This is a genomic window from Actinopolymorpha sp. B11F2, assembly GCF_040195635.1.
Classification (GTDB): domain Bacteria; phylum Actinomycetota; class Actinomycetes; order Propionibacteriales; family Actinopolymorphaceae; genus Thermasporomyces.
In genome coordinates this window covers 370,515-393,997 of sequence record NZ_JBEFTX010000004.1, presented here as the reverse complement: position 1 = coordinate 393,997, position 23,483 = coordinate 370,515, and the positions used below count along the sequence as shown (strand labels likewise).

Annotated in this window: 16 protein-coding genes; 8 read left to right on the top strand and 8 right to left on the bottom strand. The window is 69.9% G+C overall.

Annotated elements, in window-relative coordinates; all coding sequences use genetic code 11:
- Positions 1–216: 216 nt before the first annotated feature.
- From ABN034_RS10720 to ABN034_RS10710, 3 genes are read right to left on the bottom strand one after another with little or no spacing between them, the layout of a single operon-like run.
- Positions 217–1,140: a sulfotransferase family protein gene (locus ABN034_RS10720; protein WP_349690841.1), complete on the bottom strand. Its 924-nt coding sequence runs from the start codon at positions 1,138–1,140 to the stop codon at positions 217–219.
- Positions 1,141–1,170: 30 nt separating this feature from the next.
- The gene (locus tag ABN034_RS10715; RefSeq protein WP_349690840.1) at positions 1,171–1,614 is read right to left on the bottom strand and encodes a nitroreductase family deazaflavin-dependent oxidoreductase; all 444 of its coding nucleotides are present in this window, start codon (positions 1,612–1,614) and stop codon (positions 1,171–1,173) included.
- Positions 1,611–2,231: a PadR family transcriptional regulator gene (locus tag ABN034_RS10710; RefSeq protein WP_349690839.1), complete on the bottom strand. Its 621-nt coding sequence runs from the start codon at positions 2,229–2,231 to the stop codon at positions 1,611–1,613. Before ABN034_RS10710 ends, ABN034_RS10715 begins: the two co-directional genes overlap by 4 nt.
- A 165-nt stretch (positions 2,232–2,396) precedes the next feature.
- Between ABN034_RS10710 and ABN034_RS10705 the strand changes: the two genes are divergently transcribed.
- The 5 genes from ABN034_RS10705 to ABN034_RS10685 all read left to right on the top strand — a co-directional run bounded on the left by ABN034_RS10705 (position 2,397) and on the right by ABN034_RS10685 (position 9,780).
- Entirely contained in the window at positions 2,397–3,935 is a 1,539-nt protein-coding gene (locus ABN034_RS10705; protein WP_349690838.1) for a xylulokinase, read from the top strand.
- 84 nt (positions 3,936–4,019) lie between these two features.
- Complete coding sequence (locus ABN034_RS10700; RefSeq protein WP_349690837.1) at positions 4,020–5,834, top strand: NAD-binding protein; 1,815 nt, start codon at positions 4,020–4,022, stop codon at positions 5,832–5,834.
- A gap of 109 nt (positions 5,835–5,943) precedes the next feature.
- Entirely contained in the window at positions 5,944–6,891 is a 948-nt protein-coding gene (locus tag ABN034_RS10695; protein ID WP_349690836.1) for a tetratricopeptide repeat protein, read from the top strand.
- A gap of 129 nt (positions 6,892–7,020) precedes the next feature.
- Positions 7,021–8,769: a hypothetical protein gene (locus ABN034_RS10690; RefSeq protein ID WP_349690835.1), complete on the top strand. Its 1,749-nt coding sequence runs from the start codon at positions 7,021–7,023 to the stop codon at positions 8,767–8,769.
- A 6-nt stretch (positions 8,770–8,775) separates the two neighbouring features.
- Entirely contained in the window at positions 8,776–9,780 is a 1,005-nt protein-coding gene (locus ABN034_RS10685; RefSeq protein ID WP_349690834.1) for a DUF8094 domain-containing protein, read from the top strand.
- Positions 9,781–9,849: 69 nt separating this feature from the next.
- On the opposite strand, the gene ABN034_RS10680 is transcribed toward ABN034_RS10685, so the two are convergent.
- A complete protein-coding gene (locus ABN034_RS10680) occupies positions 9,850–10,521 on the bottom strand; it encodes a GmrSD restriction endonuclease domain-containing protein (protein ID WP_349690833.1) in 672 nt (223 codons plus the stop codon).
- A 221-nt stretch (positions 10,522–10,742) separates the two neighbouring features.
- Between ABN034_RS10680 and ABN034_RS10675 the strand changes: the two genes are divergently transcribed.
- From ABN034_RS10675 to ABN034_RS10665, 3 genes are all read left to right on the top strand, one after another.
- Positions 10,743–13,496, top strand: a complete 2,754-nt coding sequence (locus ABN034_RS10675; protein WP_349690832.1) for a glycoside hydrolase family 84 protein — start codon at positions 10,743–10,745, stop codon at positions 13,494–13,496.
- Between the two features lie 384 nt (positions 13,497–13,880).
- A complete protein-coding gene (locus ABN034_RS10670; protein ID WP_349326075.1) occupies positions 13,881–14,072 on the top strand; it encodes a hypothetical protein in 192 nt (63 codons plus the stop codon).
- Between the two features lie 267 nt (positions 14,073–14,339).
- On the top strand, positions 14,340–15,107 hold the full coding sequence (locus ABN034_RS10665; protein WP_349690831.1) for a class I SAM-dependent methyltransferase: 768 nt from the start codon (positions 14,340–14,342) through the stop codon (positions 15,105–15,107).
- A 267-nt stretch (positions 15,108–15,374) separates the two neighbouring features.
- Here ABN034_RS10665 and glgB read toward each other — a convergent pair whose 3' ends face one another.
- From glgB to ABN034_RS10645, 4 genes are all read right to left on the bottom strand, one after another.
- On the bottom strand, positions 15,375–17,594 hold the full coding sequence (gene glgB / locus ABN034_RS10660) for a 1,4-alpha-glucan branching protein GlgB (protein WP_349690830.1): 2,220 nt from the start codon (positions 17,592–17,594) through the stop codon (positions 15,375–15,377).
- Positions 17,595–17,695: 101 nt separating this feature from the next.
- Positions 17,696–19,126 (bottom strand): maltokinase N-terminal cap-like domain-containing protein, encoded by a 1,431-nt coding sequence (locus tag ABN034_RS10655; protein ID WP_349690829.1) that lies wholly within the window; start codon positions 19,124–19,126, stop codon positions 17,696–17,698.
- Between the two features lie 102 nt (positions 19,127–19,228).
- Positions 19,229–21,049, bottom strand: a complete 1,821-nt coding sequence (gene treS, locus ABN034_RS10650) for a maltose alpha-D-glucosyltransferase (protein ID WP_349690828.1) — start codon at positions 21,047–21,049, stop codon at positions 19,229–19,231.
- The gene (locus tag ABN034_RS10645) at positions 21,046–23,406 is read right to left on the bottom strand and encodes an alpha-1,4-glucan--maltose-1-phosphate maltosyltransferase (RefSeq protein WP_349690827.1); all 2,361 of its coding nucleotides are present in this window, start codon (positions 23,404–23,406) and stop codon (positions 21,046–21,048) included. Before ABN034_RS10645 ends, treS begins: the two co-directional genes overlap by 4 nt.
- Between the last annotated feature and the right edge of the window lie 77 nt (positions 23,407–23,483).

Here is a 23,483-nt window from a genome sequence, read left to right as displayed (position 1 = left end):
GTTTGAGTCCGGCAAAAGCCCCGTAAGTGACTCTTGATCATGGACGCCGCCGGGTGCTGGACTGCTGGCGGAGCCACGACGCCGCCCTGCGCGTGGACAAGCGCTGCCGCTCCGCGCGTGACCAGGACGACCCGTCCCGCGCGTGGACCAGGACGGCCCGCTCCGCGCGTGGACCAGCGCTGCTGCCCGCGCGTGAACCATGACGGAAGAGGCGTGTCAGTAGCCGTAGCGCCAGCGGGTGGGTGCCGTGAGCGTGGACACGACGAGCCGCCGCACCGGGTCGAGATCGTCGCGCCACCTCGTGTCCGCGCGTACGGCGACCGCGCCGGTGGTGAACCGCATCGGGTTGCCTGAGACCGCGTGGCTGCTGGACAGGCGTGCCACCTGGTCGGCACCCAACGGCACCGCACCGCGATGACCGGCGAAAGCAGCGACTGCCCGGAACTCCTCGACTGGCCTCGCGGCGAAATCTTCGTACCGCACGCGGCGGGTCGGCACGCCCCGACGGGCGAGTGCGGCGAAGACGGAGTTCTGCGCCATCCACTGTGCGGCGGCCACGCCCGGTGAGTACCGCGCCATCTCCTGCTCGGGGCTGGTCGCTGTCGCCTCCGGTCGCCGGACCTGCTTGTTCCAGGCGTACGCCACCGCCCGCGGATCACGCACCACGTGGACCACCTGGAACCGCGCGCCGTAGCGCTGCCACAGGCACGCGGCGAGGGAACCGTGCTTGCTGGCGTCCACGACGACGCCGCAGCCGCTGACTGAGGCGATCGCCGCGTAGAGCCGGTGGTACAGCTCGGTGTAGCGGTCGATCCTGGCGGCCAGTTCGCGCGGCGGGCGCGCACGCAGGAGGGACGGAACGAAGCGCATCCGGTCGACCGAGTCCTTGAGGGCGAGGATCTCGCCGGCGTCGACGCGACCCCATCCGCCGTAGGCATGGTTGCCGACGGCGCGCCAGAACCCGCAGTCGCCGAAGGGTGCGCCACATCCGCAGGCCTCGTTGTCGACCAGGCTTCGCCGCCACATGTGCACGACCTCGCCGACCGAACACACGCCGGGCAGCTCGCCGAGGAGCCGCTCGACCAGCGTTGATCCTGACCGGCCCATCCCGCCGACGAAGACCAGCCGGAAATCATCCACGAGCAGGCATCTTGCCATGCCGACGTCGGCTCACAGGCGTTCGATGCGGAACACCCCGCAGCGCTGCGCGGCGGCCTCGAAGCCTTCCGGGGTAGGGCTCTCCACCGTCCCCGTCTTGAGGAACATCGTCACGCCATGGGGCACCTTCACCGGAAACTCGCGCAGGATCCGTCCCCGCTCGGCTACCGGTAGCTCGACCAGTCGGACGTCTTCGCGGCGACGTCCACGAGCGAGGATCGCGTTGCCTGCCGCTCGAACGTTCTTCGCCCAGTCGCCGTCCACCTGGCCGGCGACGACGTAGCGCTGCCCGTCGACGGTGTACGGCGACACCGGGGTCGTGCGCGGCGCCCCGGTGCGGCGGCCAGGCACGGTCAGGAGGTGCATGGTGCCGAAGGGGAGGCCGAGCCGCTGGAGGCCGATGATGATCTTGTTGGCCCACTTCAGCCAGGGCGGAGGAAACGTCGAACTGCTCATGGGTTCTCCTTGTCGCTAGGTGTGGCGGACGTCTCGGCTCGGGCTGGCTGTTCGATCCATGGAAGGGCCCCTTCGCGTACTGCGTCCACGATCTGGCGCAGCCAGTGAAGTTCCGCTCGGCGCAGAACCTGGGCGTACTCCACTTCGAGGAGGACGACGCGGGCGATGCCGGCCTCGCGCAGCGGCTCGAGTTGGCGCTCGGTCTCGTCGATATCGGCGTGCACGGACTCCGCGCGCGCGTCGAGCAGGTCGACCGCGTCGCCCGCGGTCACGTTGAGGATGTGGGCCAGTCCGGCCGCGAAGACCGGGTACTCCTGCGCGGGGACGCCGACGTACTCGCGGACGAGCGCGTCCAGTAGATCGCGTCCAGCCTCGGTGATGGCGTAGGCCGTGCGCTCGGGCCGGCCGCCGGACCGGCTGGTTTCCACCGGTTCGACCAGTCCGGCCCGGTGGAGGCGCCCCACGCTGTCGTAGAGCGAACCGCCGCGCAGCTTCACCACCTCGCCGATGTGGCGGGCGCGGACGAGCGCCTGCAGCTCGTACGGATGCCGCGGTTGTTCGCGGAGCAGGCTCAGCACGGCCATGGTCAAGGGCGTGCGGAGAGCGCGGAGCGACATCGACGATCTCCCTTCGCGCCTTGCGGTGACTCTAGTCGAACTCGGTTAATCGATATCGACTATACGTCCGAAGGCGGCGCGCGGACAACCGGGGCGGCGGTCCGGCGGCATGCTGGTGCCTACATCCGGCTGGTGATGTGGTCCCGGAGCGGAAAGCAGGGTGGGATGGTCGGCGGCAGGGTCCACGGCGACGGTGTGATCGGAGTCGACATTGGGACGACCGGCGCCAAGGCGGTCCTGGTCGACGACGCCGGGCGGGTCCGTGCCGAGGCCGGCGAGGAGTACCCCACCCGGTACCTCGAGCCGAACGGCGCCGAGCAGGACCCCGACGACTGGTGGGCCGCGACCTGCCGGTGCGTACGGGCGGTCCTCGGTCGGTCCGGCATCGACCTCGCACGGATCGGCGGGATCGGCATCAGCAGCCAGGCCCCGAGCGTGGTCGTCGTCGACGCGTCGGGTGTTCCCGTGCGGCCCGCACTGCTCTGGCTCGACCGGCGTGGGCAGCCCGCCTGCCGGCAGCGCGCGGACGCCGCCGCAACGGTCGTCTCGACGACCGGCAACCGGATCGACGCGTACTTCGCGGCTCCCAAGCTCGCCTGGCTCCTGGCGAACGAGCCCGGGATTCGGCAGACCGGCGCCGGCGTCCTGATGGCCAACGGCTATGTCGTACGCAGGCTCACCGGCGTGGCGGTCTGCGACTCCGGGCACCTCGGGCTGACCCTGCTCGGGGACCTCGACACCGGCCAGTGGTCGGCCGGCATGGTCGACTTATGGGGCGTGCCGCCCGCGTGGCTGCCCCCGGTAGCGGAACCGACCGATGTCGTGGGAACGGTGACGAACGACGCCGCGGAGGCGACCGGACTGCTGGCCGGTACGCCGGTGGTGGCGGGTGTCGTCGACGGGGCGGCGGCCAGCCTGGAGGCGGGACTCGCCCACCACGGCGACGTCTGCGAGATGACCGGCCAGTCGACCGTCGTCAACGCCGCCGTGGAGGCGAAGCGCCTCCGCCGCGACCGGCTCGGCACCCTGAGTGTCCTGCCGTACCCCCTGCCCGGCCACCATCTCGTCTACGGCTCCATGGTCGCGACGGGCGGGATCCTGCGCTGGTTCCGCGACGAGTTCGGCGACGCCGAACCTGCCTCCGACGCGTTCGCTGCTCTCGACGCGCTCGCCGCGACGGCGCCGCCCGGTAGCGGCGGCCTCGTCCTCCTTCCGTATTACCTGGGCGAGCGCTCGCCGCTGTGGAACGCCGACGCGCGAGGTGCGCTGGTCGGCCTGTCGATGGCGAGCCGGCGGGCCGACGTCGTCCGCGCGATCCTCGAGGGCACGGCGTACGGTCTCGCCCACAACCTCGAGGAGCTGGGGCGGCTCGGCCTGCGGCCGGGTGTGCTGCGCTCGGTCGGCGGAGGCGCCCGCGGAACCACCTGGACCCAGATCAAGGCCGACGTCACGGGCCTGCCGATCGACGTGCCGAAGGAGTCGCGTGGCGCGCCCGTCGGCGCCGCACTGGTGGCGGCTGCCGCAATCGGGCTCGTCCCCGACCTGGCCGCGACGGTGCGCTCCCGGGCCGCCGGCGTTCTCCGGCACGTCGACCCCGATCCGGCGCGTCATGCGGTGTACCAGCGCTACTACGCGGTCTTTCGGGACCTCTACCCGGCACTCGGTCGTACGTTTGACCAGCTCGCGGGCCTCCGCGCCACCTGAGGACTCCGAGCGGAAGCTCTAAGATCGTTTTCGCCGCGTACCGACACGGGAGGGTTCGAACGGGTGCTGACGCGACTGCGACGCATGCTTGACCTTCAGACCAGGACGCGGAACGGCATCGTCGGACGGGTCCGCGACCGTGGCCGCGGCCGCACGCAAGAGCCCGCTGCGGAGCGTTCCGACACCAGGAAGGCCACCCGGACGACCGGCCACTACGTCGTGTGTGGCTCGGACAGCACCGCCGCGCGGATCACCACCGAGCTGCTGGCGGTCAACGAGGCCGTGACGGTGATCGTCCCCGACGCCGACTCCGACCATGCCCAGGAGATGGCGGCCATGGGAGCAACTCTCGTCGTCGCCGCGCGACCCCACGAAGCGGCGCTGCGGGAAGCCGGAGTCGAGACCGCGCAGGCGATCGCCCTCGTCGCGCCCGATGATCTCGGCAATGTCCATGCCGCCTTGACCGCGGAGGAGCTGAACAAGTCGATCCGGCTGGTCGTCCACATCGTCAATCCGCGGCTCGCCGAGTTCGTCGAAAACCTGGTCGCCTGCGAGGCCATGTCGGCGGCGGACATGGCCGCGCCGGAGTTCGTGGCCGCGGCGTTGGGGGAGTCCGAGATCCAGTCGATGACGGTGGGTGGGCGGAAGGTCGTCGCGGGGCCGGCCGAGCTCCTCGCCGACCCGCCACTGACCGGGCTCGCGCGGACATCGGACGGTCGTACGGAGCTGTTGCCGAACGAGCACGCCGACCTGGTCCTTGCCACCGGAGTCCGGCGGAGGCCCAGGCGGGTGCATCCACGACTGGACGACTTCCTCACCGACCTGCGGCGGGTCTTCGACGCCCGCCTCCGGCTGGTCGCCCTGTTCCTGGTCGCTGTCATCGCCGTGGGCAGTCTGCTCGTGCACTTCTGGCCGCGGAAGCAGAACCAGGAGATCGAGTGGCCCGACGCCATCTACATCGCCGTCTCGACCGTGACTTTGACGGGTTTCGACGACCCGCGAACGTCCGGCGCGACCACCTGGGTCAAGCTTTTCGCGGTCGGTGTCCAGCTTTTCGGGCTCGTGATGGTGTCGCTGGTGACGGCAGCGATCGTCGACGCGTTCGTGGGCGCCTCACTGGCGCGGTCGCTCGGCGTCCTGCGTGGCCGGCCGCGCGGGCATGTCGTGGTGTGCGGGCTCGGCACGGTCGGCACCAGGGTCGCGGAGTTGCTCCATGACAGGGGTTTCAACGTCGTCGCGGTGGAGGTCGATCCTGAGAAGCCGGGCGTCCGCACCGCCCGCGCGCTCCGCATCCCCGTTCTCATCGGCGATGTCAGCCAGGACGCGGTGCTTCGCGAAGCCCGGCTACATCGCTGCCGAGCACTGCTCGCCGTCACGAACGACGACGTGGCCAATCTGCAGGCCGGGCTGTACGCACGAGCACGCAACGCCGATGCCCGCGTCGTCCTGCGCCTCTTCGACCACGAGTTCGCCGGACGTGTCCAGGACCGTAAGGGAATGGGCTTCACCACGCGAAGCGTGTCCACGCTCGCCGCTCCCGCGTTCGCCGACGCGCTGCTGGAGCGTCGGGTCGACGCGGTCGTACCGGCCGGGCGGCGGGTGATCGTCGTCACCGAGGTGACCATCCGCGACGGTGCCGCCGTCGTGGGTGACCTGCTCGGCGACCTGGTGGAGCCGCAGATGGTCCGGTTCCTCGCCCACCGGACGCTCGCCGGGGGATGGAACTGGGATCCCGCTCTCACGACGCCGCTGCGCGCCGGTGACCGCGTGGCGGTCGTCACCAGCCGGGCCGGGCTGGCCCGCGTCCTGCTGGCCGCCAGGCCCGCGCGGCAGCCCTCGGCCTCATCCGCCGCCGACCAGGACGATTCGCTGAGTTCCGACATCCACGCTGAGGCATGAGTGGTGCCGACTCGCAGACGAGGCGTGACCAGCGGACCCGCCCCTGCCCACGCGCATGGATGGGGACCTCCCGTGGCAGGGAGAAGTCCAGTCGGGAAGAATCGCCCTCATGACGTCCGAGAGCTTCTCGCGCCCCGGTGCCGTCGACCTGTCCGGCCTCAGCGCACCAACAGGCTCACCGGGAGCGACGACGGGTCGACCCGGTGCGCCCGGCCAGGGTGCTGCGGGTGGCGGATACGTCGTCGAGGTGACCGAGGCCAACTTCCAGACCGAGGTGGTCGAACGGTCGGTCACCGCACCTGTCGTCCTCGATTTCTGGGCGACATGGTGTCAGCCCTGCAAGCAACTGAGCCCAGTGCTCGAGCGTCTCGCGACGGAGTACGCGGGACGCTTCCTGCTCGGCACGATCGACGTCGACCAGAATCCCCGGATCGCCCAGGCGGCCGGGGTCCAGAGCATCCCGCTCGTCGTGGCCGTCGTCCGGGGTCAGCTCGTGCCGTTGTTCCAGGGGGCGGTGCCCGAGGCGCAGGTCCGGCAGTTCATCGAGGAACTCCTTCGACTGAGCGAAGGTCAGGGCGCCGCCGGTACGCACCAGCCGGTCGGTGGCGCACCGGTCGAGGATGCCGGCGAGGAACCCGCCCGCGACCCGCGCTACGCCGATGCCGACGCGGCCCTGGAACGCGGCGATCTCGACGGGGCCGTCGCCGCCTTCGAACGGATCCTCGCCCAGGCACCCAGCGACGCCGAGGCAACCCGTGGCCTCGCCCGCGCCAAGCTCCTGCGGCGGGTTTCGGCTCTCGGCTCCGGCGCCGATGTCCGGGCGGACGCGGCGGCGAAGCCTGACGACGCGCGCGTCCAGTGCGCGGTCGCCGATCTCGACGTGGCCGGCGGTCATGTGGCCGACGCGTTCAGCCGGCTCGTCGACACGGTCCGGCGTACGACCGGAGACGACCGCAACGTCGTCCGGCTGCATCTGCTGGAGCTGTTCGAGGCCGTCGGGCCCGAGGACGAGCGGGTCCGGCAGGGCCGGAAGGACCTGAGCGCCGCGCTCTTCTGACCCGCCGGATCGAGGGTCGCCGGGTTGTCCACCGGTGGAGAATCGTGCCTGACCCGACCTGGCTCGGCTTGGTTAGGCTACGGATCAGCAGGTACTTCCGACTTTGGTCACAGGGGTCATCAGGTGAGCATGCGTGCTTTGCGTGTGGCTGCCGGGATCCTGGCTGCCCTCGTCGGAGTGGTGGCGCTCGGCGTCGGCGCCGTGGTGGGTTTCTGGATCGTCGGCCCCGACGACGTCCTGAGCGCCGAACCGCGGCCGGTCGCCAGCAAGGGACTGGCGCTCACGGCCCCACCCGATCTCGTCGACTACTACGGAACTCGCGCCGTGGTGACAGTCGATCCCGCGATGGCGGACAGGGACGTGTTCGTCGGCGTCGGGCACGACATCGACGTCCGCAGCTACCTCGACAAGGTGGCGCAGACCCGGTTCACCGAGGTCAGCTACCCGTCGACGGTGAAAACCCAGGAGGTCAGGGGCGCTACCTCGCGCGTCCTGCCACCGACCGAGCTGGACTGGTGGACCGCTCACGTCTCGGGTCGCGGCGCCCAGACGCTGGAGTGGGAACTCGCCGACGGTCCCTACGACCTGGTGATCATGGCGGCCGACGGCACGCCCGGTGTCGACGTGACCGCCACGTTCGGGTTGGAGATCAAGGGCGCCTTCGCGAGTTCTCTCGCCGTGGCTGGCGCAGGGATGGTGCTCCTCGCCGGCGCCGGTCTGCTCTTCCGATCCCTCCGGAAGGATTCTGCGCTCGACAACGACGTGCTGTGGGAGGACCGGGAGCTCTGGGAGAGCAACGGCTACTGGGGATCACCCGAGCGGTCGGTGCCGTTGGCGGAGCTCCCCGGCATATCGGCAGACGCCCGCGCCGTGCCTGCCCACGCATCCAGCGCGCAAGGCCCTGCGCGGAGCGCGCCCGCTCATCCCGGGCAGGGACGGCACCCCGGTCAGCAGGGAGGGCACTCCGGTCAGCAGGGAGGGCACCCCGGTCAGCAGGGAGGGCACCCCGGTCAGCAGGGACAGGGGATGCCGACAGGACCCTCGGCGGCACCACCCCCGGGCAGCGCGTGGCCGCCGCCGGGGGTGTGGAATCCCGACAGCCGGCCACAGCGCATCTCGGGCGGCCCCGCGACCGTTCCGCCCTCGCCTTCCTCAGCGCCCGCCGCGAGGCACAACGGCAGTTGGCCGCCGGCGCATCGCCACCCTCCTGATCTGCCGGGGAGGCCGACGGACCCGCAACACCACATCCCGCGGAGCGCACCTCCGGGCACGCCACTGGGCGCGCCTCCCGGTGGTCCGACCGGCTTCAGCGAGGCATCCGCCCGACTTCCATGGCAACCGCCGATTGGGCCCAGCGAACTGAGCGCCCCCGACGGCGTTGGCGGACCGAGCGGGGTTGGCGGCGTTGGCGGGCCGAATGAGGTCGGTGGGCCGAGTGAGGTTGGTGGACCGAGCGGGGCCGCCGACGTTGGCTGGTCTGGCCCACCGGCAAGCCCGACTGCGCCCGGCCAGCCGACTGCGCCTGGCCGGCCGAGCACAGCCGATGGTCTGGGTTGGCAGAGCAGACCTCAGGGAAGTGGGCAGAGCGGACCCCAGGGAAACGAATGGTGGAGCGCTGCCCGCGGCGCACCCACCTCGCCTGCTTCCCGTGCACCGGAAGGGCCCGACTGGCGGCCCCAGCGAGGACCTGCAGCTTCGCCGACGCCCGACCTGTCGGACTTCCCGGCGTTCGAACCGGATCTCTCCGACTTCCCGTCCTTCCCGCCCGTCGACGCCAGCGGGCACGGTTACTCCCCGCCCGCGGACCGTGCGTACGACGACCGGACCACCATCGACGCCCTGTTGCAGGGCGACGCCGACCGGGCGGAAGGTCGGTGACGGAGGATGCCTGACCGGCGCCCCCGGACCGTCCGCCGTGCCGTCCCCCTCGGTGCCCTGCTGCTCGCACTGGCCGCGAGTGCGGGCTGCGTCTCGCTGCCCGAGACCAGGACCGGAAGGTCGCCCGAGTGGTCACCGGCGAGCCAGGACAAGACGATCGGGTTCCTCCAGCGGTACGACAAGATCAACGCCAAGGCGAGCGCCGCACGCGATTCCGACCTCATCGAGTCGATCCAGTCCGGCCCGCTCCTGACGGCGAGCCAGGCCCAGTTCCGGATCGCCAAACGGCTCGACCCGGACGACAAGAATCCCGGCGCGGCGGTCAGCCACAGCGATCCGCGGGCCTACCTCCCCGCGTTCGAGGGCTACCCGGTGTGGTACTTCGCCGTCTCGACGGTCGCCGGCGAGGGCGACACCGCCGTCGACCTGGTCATGCGCCCGACCGCGGGTTCACTGTGGCGCAAGGCCCAGTCCGTCGTCCTCGACGACGACGCGGAGGTCCCGGAGATCCTCGACCGTGACAGCGCTGCCGTCGTGGTGCCTCCGGGCGAACGAGAGGGCCGGGCCCGGGCACCCGCTGAGGCGGCGGCCGCCTACGCGGCCTTGCTCGAGGAGGGGCCGGAGGCGCCCCAGGCCCCGGCGTTCGTCCCTCATCCGGACACCGAACGCAGCCACCGCGCCTCCCAGCAGAACCGCAGCCAGGCCAACGCCTTCACCTACGAGCAGGAGTTCTCCGTGACGTCGGTGCGGGCGCTCGCGACCAAGGACGGTGGCGCGCTCGTGCTCTTCACGATGACGGAGGCGGAGAGTATCGCGATGCGCAACGCGAGCCTGGAGTTCGACCAGGACGACGCCGTCGCCGCCTACACCGGGCTCGCCAAGGGGGAGGCGTTCCTGCGTACGTCATGGATCTGGCAGGTGGTCGCGGCGGTCCCGACGCAGGACGCCGAGGACATCAGGGTCCGCATCCTCGGCACGGAGCGTTCCCTCGCGTCGGCTGACATGAAGTGACGGCCCGCCTCCCGACCGCCTCCCCAGCCCTCCCGTACGCGAGGGAACGCACCCGACCGCAGTGACCGCTCAGCAGGAGCCGAGCAGTGACTGCAGGGCCTGCTTCTCGGCAGTGTCCACGGTGAGCCCGTAGCTGCTCTTCACCCAGATCCACTCCCGGGCGTAGATGCACCACGTGTTCTGGTTCGGTGGTGTCCACTCGGCTGGGTCCTTGTCACTCTTCGAGGAGTTACTTGACGCGGACACGGCGATGAGTTGGGCGATCGAGAGGTTGTTCGCGAACTCCTGCCGCCGCGTGGTGGTCCACCCGCTGGCACCGGACCGCCACGCCTCGGCGAGGGCGACGATGTGGTCGATGTCGACGTCGGAGGAGTCGGTGACCCAGGTCGCGTCGTAGACGCTGTACCACTGGCCCGTGGTGGGCTGGCAGGACGAGTCGACGGCGACGCCGGTCCCGTCCCGCTGGAGGACGACTTCACGGGTGTCGCATGCCCCGCTCTGGTTGATCCAGTGCGGGAAGAGGTCGCGGTCGTATCCGTCGGACGATCCCTCCGGAGCGACCGTGAGCGCGGCGAGCATCGACGCGGCCTCGCCGGCGCTCGGCGGGGTGGGCGGGTACGCCACAGCGGACTGCTGGGTGGACAGGACGAGCGCCACGCTCGCCAGGACGACGACGAGGATCGCCGGCCGCTTGCGGGGACTTCGACGGGCTGGGTCGGGACCTGATCGCCACCTGGACACGGCTGCCACCTCCGGGCTCATCGCCATCGCGGATCTCGCGAACTGATGCGGTGTCATTCGGTGTCTCGGGTTTCTCATCCCAGTTTGGGCCGTTTGCTGGTGAGCCGGAGGAACGCCTGGGTAAGCACCTGATGACCTGTCCGGGTCTGGCAAGGGGGTGCCAGGGAAATCCCCAGGGCGTACCGGGGGATCCGGTCACAGGTAAGGGGGACGCCGCGGCGATGGGTGGACGTGAGCGAGGCGGGCTCGTACGCCGGTTGGTCGTGGCGGCGGTGGGGGTCCTGGTGGCCGTGGCGATGTTGCCGAGCGCCGAGGCCGAGGTGGCGCGCTCCTTCGAGGGATTCGGCCTGATCGGCCCCGTCGGGATCGTCCGCGGCGCCGACTCCGACGAGCAGACCGAGCAACTGGTCCGCGATGTCCTCGCCCGCGCCGGTGTCCGCACGGTGGTCGACACGGACGGAACACAGCCGCGCACCCACCTCACTGTGTGGCTCGGCGACGCTGCCACGACTCTGGCGGCCCTCGGCTCCAAGACGGCCGACGCGCTACCCGCCGACAGCTACATCATCGCTGTCGGGAAGGACCACGACGGGCGTGGTCACGTGGTGCTGGACGGTGCGGGCGCCGACGGGACCTTCTACGCGGCCCACGCACTGGATGACCTGTTTCAACGTCGCAGCGGACCCGACTTCATGCCCCCGACGCACGTGCAGGAGACGCCCTCGATGCGGTACCGCGGCGTGGTCGAGGGTTTCTACGGCACGCCGTGGTCGTTCGAGGAGCGCCTCGATCTGCTCGACTTCATGGGCACGCATCGGATGAACACCTACGAGTACGCACCGAAGGACGATCCGTACCAGCGCGAGCTCTGGCGGATGCCGTACCCCGCCGAGAAGCGCTCCCAGCTGGCCACGCTGGTGCGCAGGGCACGGCAGAACCGCGTCGACGTCGGATTCACGCTGTCGCCGGGACTGTCGATGTGCTTCAGCGGCGATCAGGACTTCAAGGCCCTGACGGCGAAGCTCGACTCGATCTACGCCCTCGGCGTCCGGTCCTTCACGATGGGCTTCGACGACATCGATCCCACCCAGTGGCACTGTGCCGCGGACGAGACGACGTACGCCGACAAGCCGGGAGGGTCCGCCGAGGCGCAGGCCGCTCTGCTCACCCGTCTCCAGCACGAGTGGGCGAACGGCAAGCCCGACATCGCGGCGCTGCGGATCGTGCCGACGGAGTACGACAGCGTCACCGACTCGCCCTACAAGAAGGTCCTGCGGGCCAAGCTGCAGACGGGTGTGACGGTGTACTGGAGCGGGGTGGCTAACATCCCGCGCTCAGTCAGCCGCGACCAGGCGGCGCAGGCGGCCAGGGTGTTCGGGCACGAGATCATCCTCTGGGACAACTATCCGGCCAACGACTACATCCCCGGCCGGATCCCGCTCGGTGCGTACTCCGGCCGGGAGAACGGGCTGTCCGGTGAGGTCGCGGGCGTTCTGTCCAACCCGATGAACCAGTCGGCGTTGAGCAAGATCGCGTTGTCCGCGGTCGGCGAGTTCGGCTGGGACGACGAGGGCTTCGACCCGGCGGTAGCGTGGACGCGCGCACTGGCCGCCCAGGCAGGTGGCGACCGGAGAGTGGCCGGCGCTCTCCGCTGGTTGGCAGACCTCAACAACTTCGACGGCGCGCTGCACTATGCCCGGGCGCCGGTGCTCTCGGTGGAACTGGCGGACTTCTGGACCGCGTGGAACGACGGCGACCGGACCCGCGCGGCGGCGGAGCTGCGTCGCACGCTGGCTGAGATCGCCGCGGCACCGCAACTGATCCGGGAAGGTGTCGACGACCCGAACTTCGCGACCCAGGCCGCCGGCTGGCTCGACGCGACCGAACTGTGGGCCCGAGCCATGCAGGCATCGCTCGCCGCCCTGGTAGCGGCGGAGGAGAACAACCTCGCGGCGGCAGCGGACGCCCGCGCCGCGGCGAACGGCCTGGTCGAGCGCGCCAAGGAGATCCGGGACACCCGAAGCCCGCACGCTGGTCGTCCTCTGATGGTCGGCGACGGGGTGGTCGACGATTTCGCCGCCCGGGTCGACCGGGCGGTCGATGCCGCCCTCGGCATCGGGCTCGACCGGCCGCAGGCGCAGGCATCCATGGACACCTACGCCGGCCACGAACCGGCCCAGATGCTCGACGGCGACAAGAGCACCTACTACTCCAGTGCGCGGGCTCCCGTGGTCGGCGACTTCGTCCAGGTCGATCTCCGTGTCGAGCACGAAATCGGCGAGGTGCGGCTCGAGCTGGCGTACGCCAACTCACCGAAGGACTACCTCCGGTCGGGCGTACTGGAGTACTCCACCGACGGCGAGACCTGGACCGTTCTTACCCGAGGCGACGCTTCGGAGGTGGTGGCGAAGGCGCCGAAGGGGACGCGGGCGCGCTACGTCCGCTACCGCGCTGCGGCGGCGAACGCTCCGTACTGGCTCGTGGTCCGTGAGTTCGACGTCGAGGTACTCGACCGTACGACTCTCTCCGTCGACGGCGGCTCCGAGAATGAGGACGAGTCCGACGGCGAGAACGGGGCGGACGACGAGAACGGGGCGAACGACGAGAACGAGGCGGACGGCGAGAACGATGCGGGCGGCGCGAGCGGTACGGCGAATGCCGCGGTGGACGGCGACCCCCACTCGAGTTACCTCGGGACCGGTCCGGAGGGCGACGATGACCATCTGGTGGTCACGCTGTCGACGGCCCGCCCGCTGGAGCGGGTGAGCCTCCTGCAGGCCGCAGGCGAGATCTCGCAGGGGACGCTGGAGGTGCGCAGGAGCGGGACGTGGTCGGTGATCGGCCAGGTGGGCGGCACCTACACGTCGATCCCGGTGCGGGACCATGCCCCGGTCGAGGCACTCCGCCTACGGTGGGAACGCGGCGAGGTCGCTCCCAGGGTCGCGGAGATCGTTCCGCACTACCTGCCCGACTGAGGCAGCCCGCGCCGCCGTGGAGGGCGGGGCGGGCTCAGGAAGTTGGACCCGGACCAGAAATATCTTGCGAAGGCTGGAATGTCCGACCAGGCTACGACGTTGCCACCTATTGGTTGGGAAGGCACCAAGCCGAAGCACCGCAGAAATACTGCCCACACAAACCCGGATCATCATCGAAGGAGTGGTCAGCCAGCGAGCTGCCACGCGAGCCAGCCGGTCGCACCAGCGCCGGTTCGGCCGCCGGAGTCGACCCAGAAGTCGACGCCACTCGATGTCGGGGGTCAAGGAAGACGCCTGGGCAAGGCGGCGTGCGGCTGGTCGTCGAGGGAGTGAACCTCCCCGTTCCCGACCATTCATCACCAAACCTACGGAGATCGAAGAACCATGTGGCCTGCCATCAGCAATTTCGCCAACGACTACAACTACCGGTACGACGAGCGGACCCGGCACCAGGTGGTGCCCTTCCCGCGTCAGCGCAACCGGTGGGTCGTCCGGTCGCTTCGCGGCACCGGGGCGCAGCTGGTCCGGTTCGCCGACCGGCTCGACGCCCCCCGTCCCAACGCCGAGACCTGCTGACCGGACCGGACGGGCCTGGTCAATGACCTGACCGGACCGTCCAGGTCACGCACGCACAGCGCTACCTGGAGCAGCACGTCCTGCGGGGCCCCTTTTTGCAGGGGCCCCGCAGTCTTGTGTGCGACGGGCGGAGGTGCTCCCGAGCGTGTCCCAGACGGGGGCGGCCCTGCGAGCGCTGTCCCAGACGGGGGCATCGCGTCTGCTACCGACGTTGCTGCGCCGGAAAACCGCTCGCGGCGACCCGGCGTGGGGGTCATCCTTCTCGCTATGGCCACCACAACAGCGTCGTTCGAAGAGTTGCTCGCCGAAGGCGAGGCCGTACCTGTCGAAGGGTGGGACTTCTCCTGGTTCGAGGGTCGGGCGACCGAGGAACGTCCCTCCTGGGGCTACTCACGCCTCCTCGCCGCCCGCATGGCCACCGCCGCAGCCGGTCTCGACATCCAGACCGGGGGCGGTGAGGTCCTGGCCAGCATCCCCCAGGCGCCGCCCGTGCTGGCCGCCACCGAGTCGTGGCCGCCGAACATCGAGGTCGCCCGACGGAACCTGCGCCGGCTGGGCGCTTCGGTGGTCGAGGTCGCCGACGATGCGCCCCTCCCGTTCCCGGATGCGTCGTTCGATCTGGTGGTGAGCCGGCACCCGACGGTCACGCTGTGGGACGAGATCGCACGGGTTCTCCAGCCGGGTGGGACCTACCTGTCGCAGCAGGTGGGTGCCGGTACGGTCCGCGAGCTCAAAGACTTCATGATGGGCACCCAGCCGGTGGGAGGCGACAGCACCCAGCGGGCCGCGACGGAGGCCGACCGGGCCGGCCTCGAGGTGGTCGACCTGCGCCACGAGTCGCTGCGTGCGGAGTTCTTCGATGTCGCCGCCGTGGTGCACTTCCTACGCAAGGTGATCTGGATCGTCCCCGGCTTCACGGTCGAGGCGTACCGCCCCAGGCTGGCCGACATGCACGCGCACATCGAGCGGCACGGGTCCTTCGTCGCCCACACCCAACGGTTCCTCGTCGAGGCCCGCAAGCCCGATGTGAGCTGACCCTCAGGCTCACTGTCGACCCGCCGCCCCGTCGCCTCCGGTGCAGCCGCCCCGCCGCCCGGTAAATGACCACGCTGAGCATGCCAGTGGCAGCGGGATCAGCCATCCACGCCTCGCCGGATACCACAGGCATGCTCAGCGTGGTCATTTGCCGGGCGTTGCGTGCTCAGCGTGGTCATTTGCCGGGCGCTGCGTGCTCAGCGTGGTCATTTGCCTCATTTGCCTCAATCGCCGGGTCGTCGCGGCGGGCCAGGACCCGAGTCCCGGTCAGGGCGCAGGCTTGTGGCGGAGCCAGACGGTGCCGAGGGGCGGGACCCGGAGGGTCGCCGACGCCGGGCGGCCGTGCCAGGGTTCGGCCACTGCCTCGACGGCACCCAGGTTGCCGACGCTACTGCCGCCGTACGCATCGCCGTCGGTGTTGAGCACCTCGTGCCACGCGCCCGTCGTAGGAAGTCCGATCCGATACCCCTCGTGCGGTACGGCGGCGAAGTTGGCGACGCACGCCAGCAGCGAGCCGTCCGGCCCGGCCCGGACGAAGCTGAAGACGTTGTTGCCCGCGTCGTTCGCGTCGATCCACGCGAACGCACCGGAGTCCTGCTCGCGCGCCCACAGCTCCGGCGACTCGCGGTAGACCCGGTTGAGGTCGCGTACCAGCGCCTGCACGCCCTGGTGTTCGGCGAACTCCAGCAGCCACCAGTCGAGCTCGCGCGACTCTGCCCATTCGTTGCTCTGCGCGAACTCCCCGCCCATGAAGAGCAGCTGCTTGCCCGGATGAGCCCACATGTATCCGAGGAAGGCCCGCAGGTTGGCGAGCTGCTGCCACCGATCACCCGGCATCTTCGCGATCAGGGACCCCTTGCCGTGCACGACCTCGTCGTGGGAGAGCGGCAGGACGAAGTTCTCGGAGTACGCATAGATGAGGGAGAACGTCATCTGGTGATGGTGGTACTGCCGGTGGACCGGCTCGTGTCGGATGTACTCCAACGAGTCGTTCATCCAGCCCATGTTCCACTTGAACCCGAACCCGAGCCCGCCCAGATGCGTGGGCCTGGTGACCCCGGGCCATGAGGTCGACTCCTCGGCGGCCGTGACGATGCCGGGCACCCGCCGGTAGCAGGTCGCGTTGACGTCCTGCAGGAAGCTCACCGCGTCGAGGTTCTCCCGCCCGCCGTACTCGTTGGGGGTCCACTCGCCTTCCTTCCGCGAGTAGTCGAGGTAGAGCATCGACGCGACCGCGTCGACGCGCAGCCCGTCGATGTGGAACTCCTCCAGCCAGTAGAGCGCGTTGGCCAGCAGGAAGTTGCGGACCTCCCGGCGGCCGAAGTCGAAGACCAGCGTGCCCCAGTCCGGGTGCTCGCCGCGGCGTGGATCGGCGTGTTCGTACAGCGGTGTGCCGTCGAACCGCGCCAAGGCCCACTCGTCGCGCGGGAAGTGTGCCGGAACCCAGTCGAGCAGGACCCCGATGCCGGCCTGGTGCAGCGCGTCGACAAGCGCTCGGAAGCCGTCCGGGTCACCCATCCGCGCGGTCGGCGCGAAGTACGACGACACCTGGTAGCCCCACGACGGACCGTACGGATGCTCCATCACCGGCATGAGCTCGACATGGGTGAAGCCGAGGTCGCGGACGTACGGCACCAGCTCGTCGGCGATCTCGCGGTAGGACCGTCCCATCCGCCACGATCCGAGGTGCACCTCGTAGATGCTCATCGGTTCGGCGTGCGGCTGGGCGGCGGCGCGCCGGGCGAGCCACTCGCCGTCGTCCCAGGCATACGACGAGGTGTAGACGATGGAGGCGTTGGCCGGTGGCGCCTCGGACCGGAACGCCAGCGGATCGGACTTCTGCCGCCACCCGCCGTCGCGCACGAGGATCTCGTAGCGGTAGAGGGTGCCGTCGCCGACGTCGGGGATGAACAGCTCCCAGACGCCGCTGCTGCCGAGCGAGCGCATCGGATGCCCGCGCCCCTCCCAGAAGTTGAAGTCGCCGACCACTCGGACACCGCGCGCGTTGGGCGCCCAGACGGCGAACGACGTACCGGTGACCGGACCGGCCGGGGTGTCGTAGGTGCGGACGTGCGCACCCAGCACGGTCCAGAGCTGTTCGTGACGACCCTCGCCGATGAGGTGCAGGTCCATCTCGCCGAGCGTGGGCAGGAAGCGGTACGGGTCGTCCGTACGGACGCTCACTCCGTCGGGATAGCTCACCTCGAGCCGGTAGTCGGGTACCTGCGAGCCCGGGAGGACGCCGACCCAGATGCCTTCGTACTCGTGGGTGAGCTCGACGAGGGTGCTCGTGTCAGGTGTGGCGCCCACGCGGACGCAGACCTTCTCCGCCAGCGGACGCAGGACGCGGACGGTCACCACGCCGTCGGAGCCGACGTGGGGGCCGAGGATCCCGTGCGGGTCGTGGTGCTCCCCGGCGACCAGCCGGGCCAGCTCCTCGCGGGCGATCTCGGCGGGCTGGGCGGGAACGGTGGTGTGGTCGGGCATCGTGGGGACACCTTCTTCGGGCCGATGCTGCGGCGTGTCTCGCGGTATGAGGGTGGCGCACTCCAAGGTGTTCGGTGCCTATTACCTCATCAACGGACTGTTCAACCGGCGAGGCGCCGGATCGCCGCGAGGGGGATCCCGATCCAGTCGGGTCGGGTGCGGGCTTCGTAGACGACCTCGTAGACCGCCTTGTCGGTTTCGTACGCACGCATCAGGACGCCCTGGTCGCGCGGGTCGCTGCCGGCCACCTCGCCGTAGCCCTCACAGAACGCCGAGCGGTTGCGCTCTGACCACTCGGCCGCGCGGTAGGCGAGCTGGTGCTCGTCGGGGTGGTCGTGGCCGGCGAGCAGGTGCTGCGCGGCGTAGTCGAACGAACGGAGCATCGCCGCCACGTCGCGGATCGGGGAGTCGAGCGCGGTGCGTTCGGCCCAGGCGCGGGCCGGCTCGCCCTCGAAGTCGATGATCCGCCAGCCGCCGACGGTCCGCATGGTCTGGCCGAGGTGGAAGTCGCCGTGGATCCGCTGGACCTGGACGGACTCGAGGGCGCCCTCGAGGTCGTCGTAGGCCTGGCGCAGGCCGCTGGCGTAGGTCTGCAGGGCCGGTACGACGTCGATCGCCGCGGCCAGCCGGGACCGCATCGCTCGGGCCAGGCTGACCAGCTCGTCGCGCCCCCACTCGCCGGTCGGGAGGTAGCGGGCCATGTCGGCGTGGATCTGAGCGGTCGTGGCGCCCAGCCGGTGGGACTCAGCCGCGAAGTCGCCGCCTACCTCGTCGGCGTGCAGGTCGGCCTCGGCGTAGAGGTCGCGCACACTGGTGATGGCCAGCTCCCACCCGTCGGTCGCCGTACGGAAGAAGTCGCTGAACATCCCCAGGTCGCCTCGCCCTGGCTTGCCGTCGGCGTCGGGCCACTCCGCCTCGATCCAGCCGAAGAGGCGGGCCACATTGCCACAGTCGTGCCGGGCGAAGGCCTCGTGCACCTCGATGTCGGGGTTGCGCCCGTGGTGCACCCGCCGGAACACCTTCAGCAGCACGTCCTCACCGAACACCAGGGACGTGTTGCTCTGTTCGCCGGTCAACACCAGCGACGGCAGCTCGGTGTCGACGTTCAGGGTCCCGATCCGCTGGAACGCCAGGTCGCCTGTGACCGTCGTACGCAGCAGACCCTGGAGGAAGGCCGGTGTGGCCTCCTTGTCGTGCAGGGCGTCGTAGGCCCAGACGATCTTGCCGCCGAGCTCGGGCTCGGCCCAGTCGGCGATCGCGGCGTGGCCGAGGTGGTCCTCCGGTTCGCGCCGGTAGGAGACCGGGAGCTGGTAGACGTCGACCAGGTTGCCTCCCCCGTCGGCATAGCGAACGGTCACCAGCTCGATCCGGACCGCGGGCCAGGCCGTGTTGTTCGAGTCGGCCGGCGGTGCGGAGAGCCAGCTCAGGGGGTGGATGGCTTCCACGGTGAACTCTCGTCCCTTGCCCGCGAACCATCGCTGGCGTTCGAGATAGTCATGGAGACCGGTGGTCTGAGCGGCTTGTCCCATCATCGCCTTTCGGTCGCCTTCCTCGAGAGCGGTGTCGTCTCAAGACTGTGTTGACTCGAGAGTGTGTTGACTCGAGGAAGTGTCGTCTCGCCCTGTCGCTTTGCCTCAGGCCAAGGGCTCCTCACCTGTGGGTAGGGGCAGCCGGAACCAGTAGAACCCGTGGCCACCGAGGGTCAGCAGGTACGGCAGCTCGCCGATCTTCGGGAACCGCACCCCGCCGATCAGCTCGATGGGCTCGACCCCCTCCCATCGGCGCAGGTCGAGCTCGACCGGCTGCGGGAACCGGGACAGGTTGTTGACGCAGAGCACCGCGTCGTCGCCCTGTTCCCGAACGAACGACAGGACGCTGGGGTTGCTACCCCCAAGATCGGTGAACGAACCGGAACCGAACGCCGGATTCTGCTTGCGTACCCAGATCATCCGGCGCACCCAGTGCAGCAGCGAGGAGCTGTTCTGCAGTTCGGCCTCGACGTTGACGGCCTGGTAGCCGTAGATCGAGTCCATGATGACCGGCAGCGCGAGCCGGCCGGGGTCGCAGGCGGAGAAGCCGGCGTTGCGGTCCGGGGTCCACTGCATGGGAGTACGTACGCCGTCACGGTCGCCCAACCAGATGTTGTCGCCCATGCCGATCTCGTCGCCGTAGTAAAGCACCGGCGACCCGGGCAACGACAACAGGAGCGCGGTGAACAGCTCCATCTGGTTGGTGTCGTTCTCCAGCAGGGGAGCGAGGCGCCGGCGGATCCCGATGTTCGCCTTCATGCGGGGGTCCTTGGCGTACTCCGCCCACATGTAGTCGCGGTCCTCGTCGGTGACCATCTCCAGCGTCAGCTCGTCGTGGTTGCGCAGGAAGATGCCCCACTGGCAACGGTCGGGGATCTTCGGCGTCTGCGCCATGATCTCCGAGATCGGGTAGCGCGACTCCCGGCGTACGGACATGAAGATGCGGGGCATCACCGGGAAGTGGAACGCCATGTGGCACTCGTCGCCACCGCTGCCGAGATCCCCGAAGTACTCCACGACGTCGGCCGGCCACTGGTTGGCCTCGCAGAGCAGCACCCGGTCGGGGTACTCCTTGTCGACCTCCTTGCGGATCCGGCGCAGGAACTCGTGGGTCTTCGGGAGGTTCTCGCAGTTCGTGCCCTCCTCCTCGAAGAGGTACGGCACGGCGTCGAGGCGGAACCCGTCGATCCCGAGGTCGAGCCAGAACTTCAGCGCGTCGATGATCGCTTCGCAGACCTTCGGATTCTCGAAGTTGAGGTCCGGCTGGTGGGAGAAGAACCGGTGCCAGAAGTACTGCTTGCGTACGGGGTCGAAGGTCCAGTTGCTGGTCTCGGTGTCGACGAAGATGATCCGCGCGTCCGGATATCCCTCGTCGGTGTCGGCCCAGACGTAGAAGTCGCCGTACGGACCGTCGGGGTCGTTGCGGGACGCCTGGAACCACGGGTGCTGGTCGGAAGTGTGGTTCATGACGAAGTCGATGATCACCCGGATACCCCGGGCGTGCGCGGCCTCGACGAACGACACGAAGTCGTCGTGGCTGCCGATGTCGGGCGCGATGGCGGTGTAGTCGGCCACGTCGTACCCGCCGTCGCGCAGCGGCGAGGCGTAGAACGGCGGCAGCCACAGGCAGTCGATACCCAGCCACTCGAGGTAGTCGAGCTTCTCCCGCAGCCCGCTGATGTCACCGATCCCGTCGCTGGTGGAGTCGGCGAAGGAACGGACGAGCACTTCGTAGAAGACCGCCCGCTTGTACCACTCGGGATCCGACCCGAGGCCGCCAACCACGCCGGACGCGCTGGCGTCCGGTGCCGTCGATGTGGAACCGGCCGTCGATGTGGAACCGGCCGTCGACGTGGAACTGGGGTCGGGAGGGCGCCCGCCGGAGGTCCCGGACGGGCGGTCCCCTGGGGCAGCAGTCTGGATCATGCGATACCTCGTCGGAGGGAGAGGATGTGGGCCGGCTGGACAGCGGGGTCGAGCCGGAGATAGTTGTGCTGTCCCCAGCGCCAGGTCTCGCCGGTCAGCTCGTCGTGCACGACAAAGGTGTCGTGCCAGTCCAGGCCCAGGTCGGGCATGGTGAGGGAAACGACCGACTCACGGGTCCCGTGCGGGTCGAGGTTGACTGCGACGATAACGGTGTCGGCTGCGCCGCTGCGAGCGCTGTCGCGCTGCCCGTCGGTGTGGTCGCCGTCCGGCAGCTGCTCGCGCTTGGAGAAGACGAGCAGACTGTCGTCTGGAACATGGTGGAAGCGTAGGTTGCGCAGGCGTTGCAGGGCCGGATGTGCACGGCGGATGTCGTTCAGTTGGCGCAGATAGGGCATGATCGACTGGCCCTCGCGTTCGCCGCCCGGTTCGTAGGCGGACCAGTCGCGGGGTCGGTACTGATACTTCTCGGAGTCGAGATACTCCTCGCTGCCCGGACGCAGGGCGAGGTGCTCGCAGAGCTCGAAGCCGGAGTAGACACCCCAGGTGGGGGAGAGCATCGCCGCCAGGACGGCGCGGATCTTGAACGCCGCCGGCCCGCCGTCCTGCAGGAACGCGGTCAGGATGTCCTGGGTGTTGACGAAGAAGTTCGGCCGCAGGAACGCCGACGTCTCGCGGCTGAGCTCGGTGAGGTAGGACTCGAGCTCGTGCTTGGTGTTGCGCCAGGTGAAGTACGTGTAGGACTGGTGGAAGCCCACCTTGGCCAGCGTCTGCATCATCGCCGGCCGGGTGAACGCCTCGGACAGGAAGAGCACGTCCGGATCGGTCGTACGAATCTCGGCGAGCAGCCACTCCCAGAACTGCACCGGCTTGGTGTGCGGGTTGTCGACCCGGAAGATGCGTACGCCGTGGTCCATCCAGTGCCGGACGATCCGCAGCACTTCGGCGTAGATCCCCTCGGGGTCGTTGTCGAAGTTCAGCGGGTAGATGTCCTGGTACTTCTTCGGCGGGTTCTCGGCGAAGGCGATGGTTCCGTCGGACAGCGTGGTGAACCACTCGGGGTGCTCGGCGACCCACGGGTGGTCGGGCGCGGCCTGCAGGGCCAGGTCCAGCGCGACCTCCAGGCCCAGCTCGCCCGCGCGGGCCACGAAGGCGTCGAAGTCCTCCAGGGTGCCCAGGTCGGGATGGACGGCGTCGTGGCCGCCCTCGTCGGACCCGATCGCCCAGGGCGAGCCGGGATCGCCGAGCCCAGGATCGAGGGTGTTGTTGGGGCCCTTGCGGTTGACCTTGCCGACCGGGTGGATCGGTGGCAGGTAGACGACGTCGAAGCCGTTGGCGGCGATGGCGGGCAGGCGTTCGGCGGCGGTCTTGAACGTGCCGGAGACCCAGCGGCCATCCTCCGCGGCGAGGTAGGCGCCCTCGGACCGCGGGAAGAACTCGTACCAGCTTCCGTACAACGCCCGCTCGCGGTCGACCCGCAGCGGGAAGGGTTCGGAGGCGGTCAGCAGGTCGCGTAGCGGGTGCGCGGCCAGGACGTCGGACACCTCCGGCGCCGTGGCGACATGCAGCCGGGCCTCGGCGGGGCGGGAGTCGTCACGGAGCGCGTGGACCGCCGCCTCGAGGATCGCGCGACCGGCCTGGTCGGCCGCCGGAAGGTTGACAGCCGCGCGCTGGAGGACCTGGGCGCCCTCGGCGAGCATGAGCGGGACGTCGAGACCAGCAGGGACTTTGATCTCCGCAGCGTGCCGCCAGGTGGACACGGGATCGCCCCACGCTTCGATCGTGTAGGTCCAGTCACCCTCCGCATCGGGACGGATCTCCGCGAACCACCGGTCGGTCCCCGGCTCGCCGGGGCGCATGGGGATCCAGCCGAGGGTGTGCCCGTCCGGGCCGAGGGTGACGACATTGGCGCCGAGCGCGTCGTGGCCCTCGCGGAAGATCGTCGCCGCGACCGTGAACGCCTCGCCGACGACGGCCTTCGCGGGGAACTGCCCGCCGGCGCGTACGACCGGATCCACCGAGATGATCGGGATCCGGCCGATGACGGTGTGCGGGGCCCAGGACCGGTCCGCTGCCGGGTCGGGCCGGTGGCGCGCACCGGTGGTGTCCTCGCCGACCTCCGCGACCTCGGGGGCCTCGGTCACCTCCGCGACCTCGGGGGTCTCGGTCACCTCCGCGACCTCGGGGGTCTCGGTCTCGGTCACCTCCGCGACCTCGGGGGTCTCGGTCTCGGTCCCCTCCGTGACCTCGGGGGCCTCGGTCGCTTCGGCGACCTCCCCCGAGGTGATGGTGCCGCGGCCGGGATCCGGCGCGCCGTGAGCCTGCTGCCTGGGGTCTTGGGGCATCTCGTTGGGAGCCATGGAAGTCCGGGAGCTGGGGGATGGGCGGGCGTGGGATCGGTTGTTTCGGGATCGACGCTGAGACACAGCGGTGAACC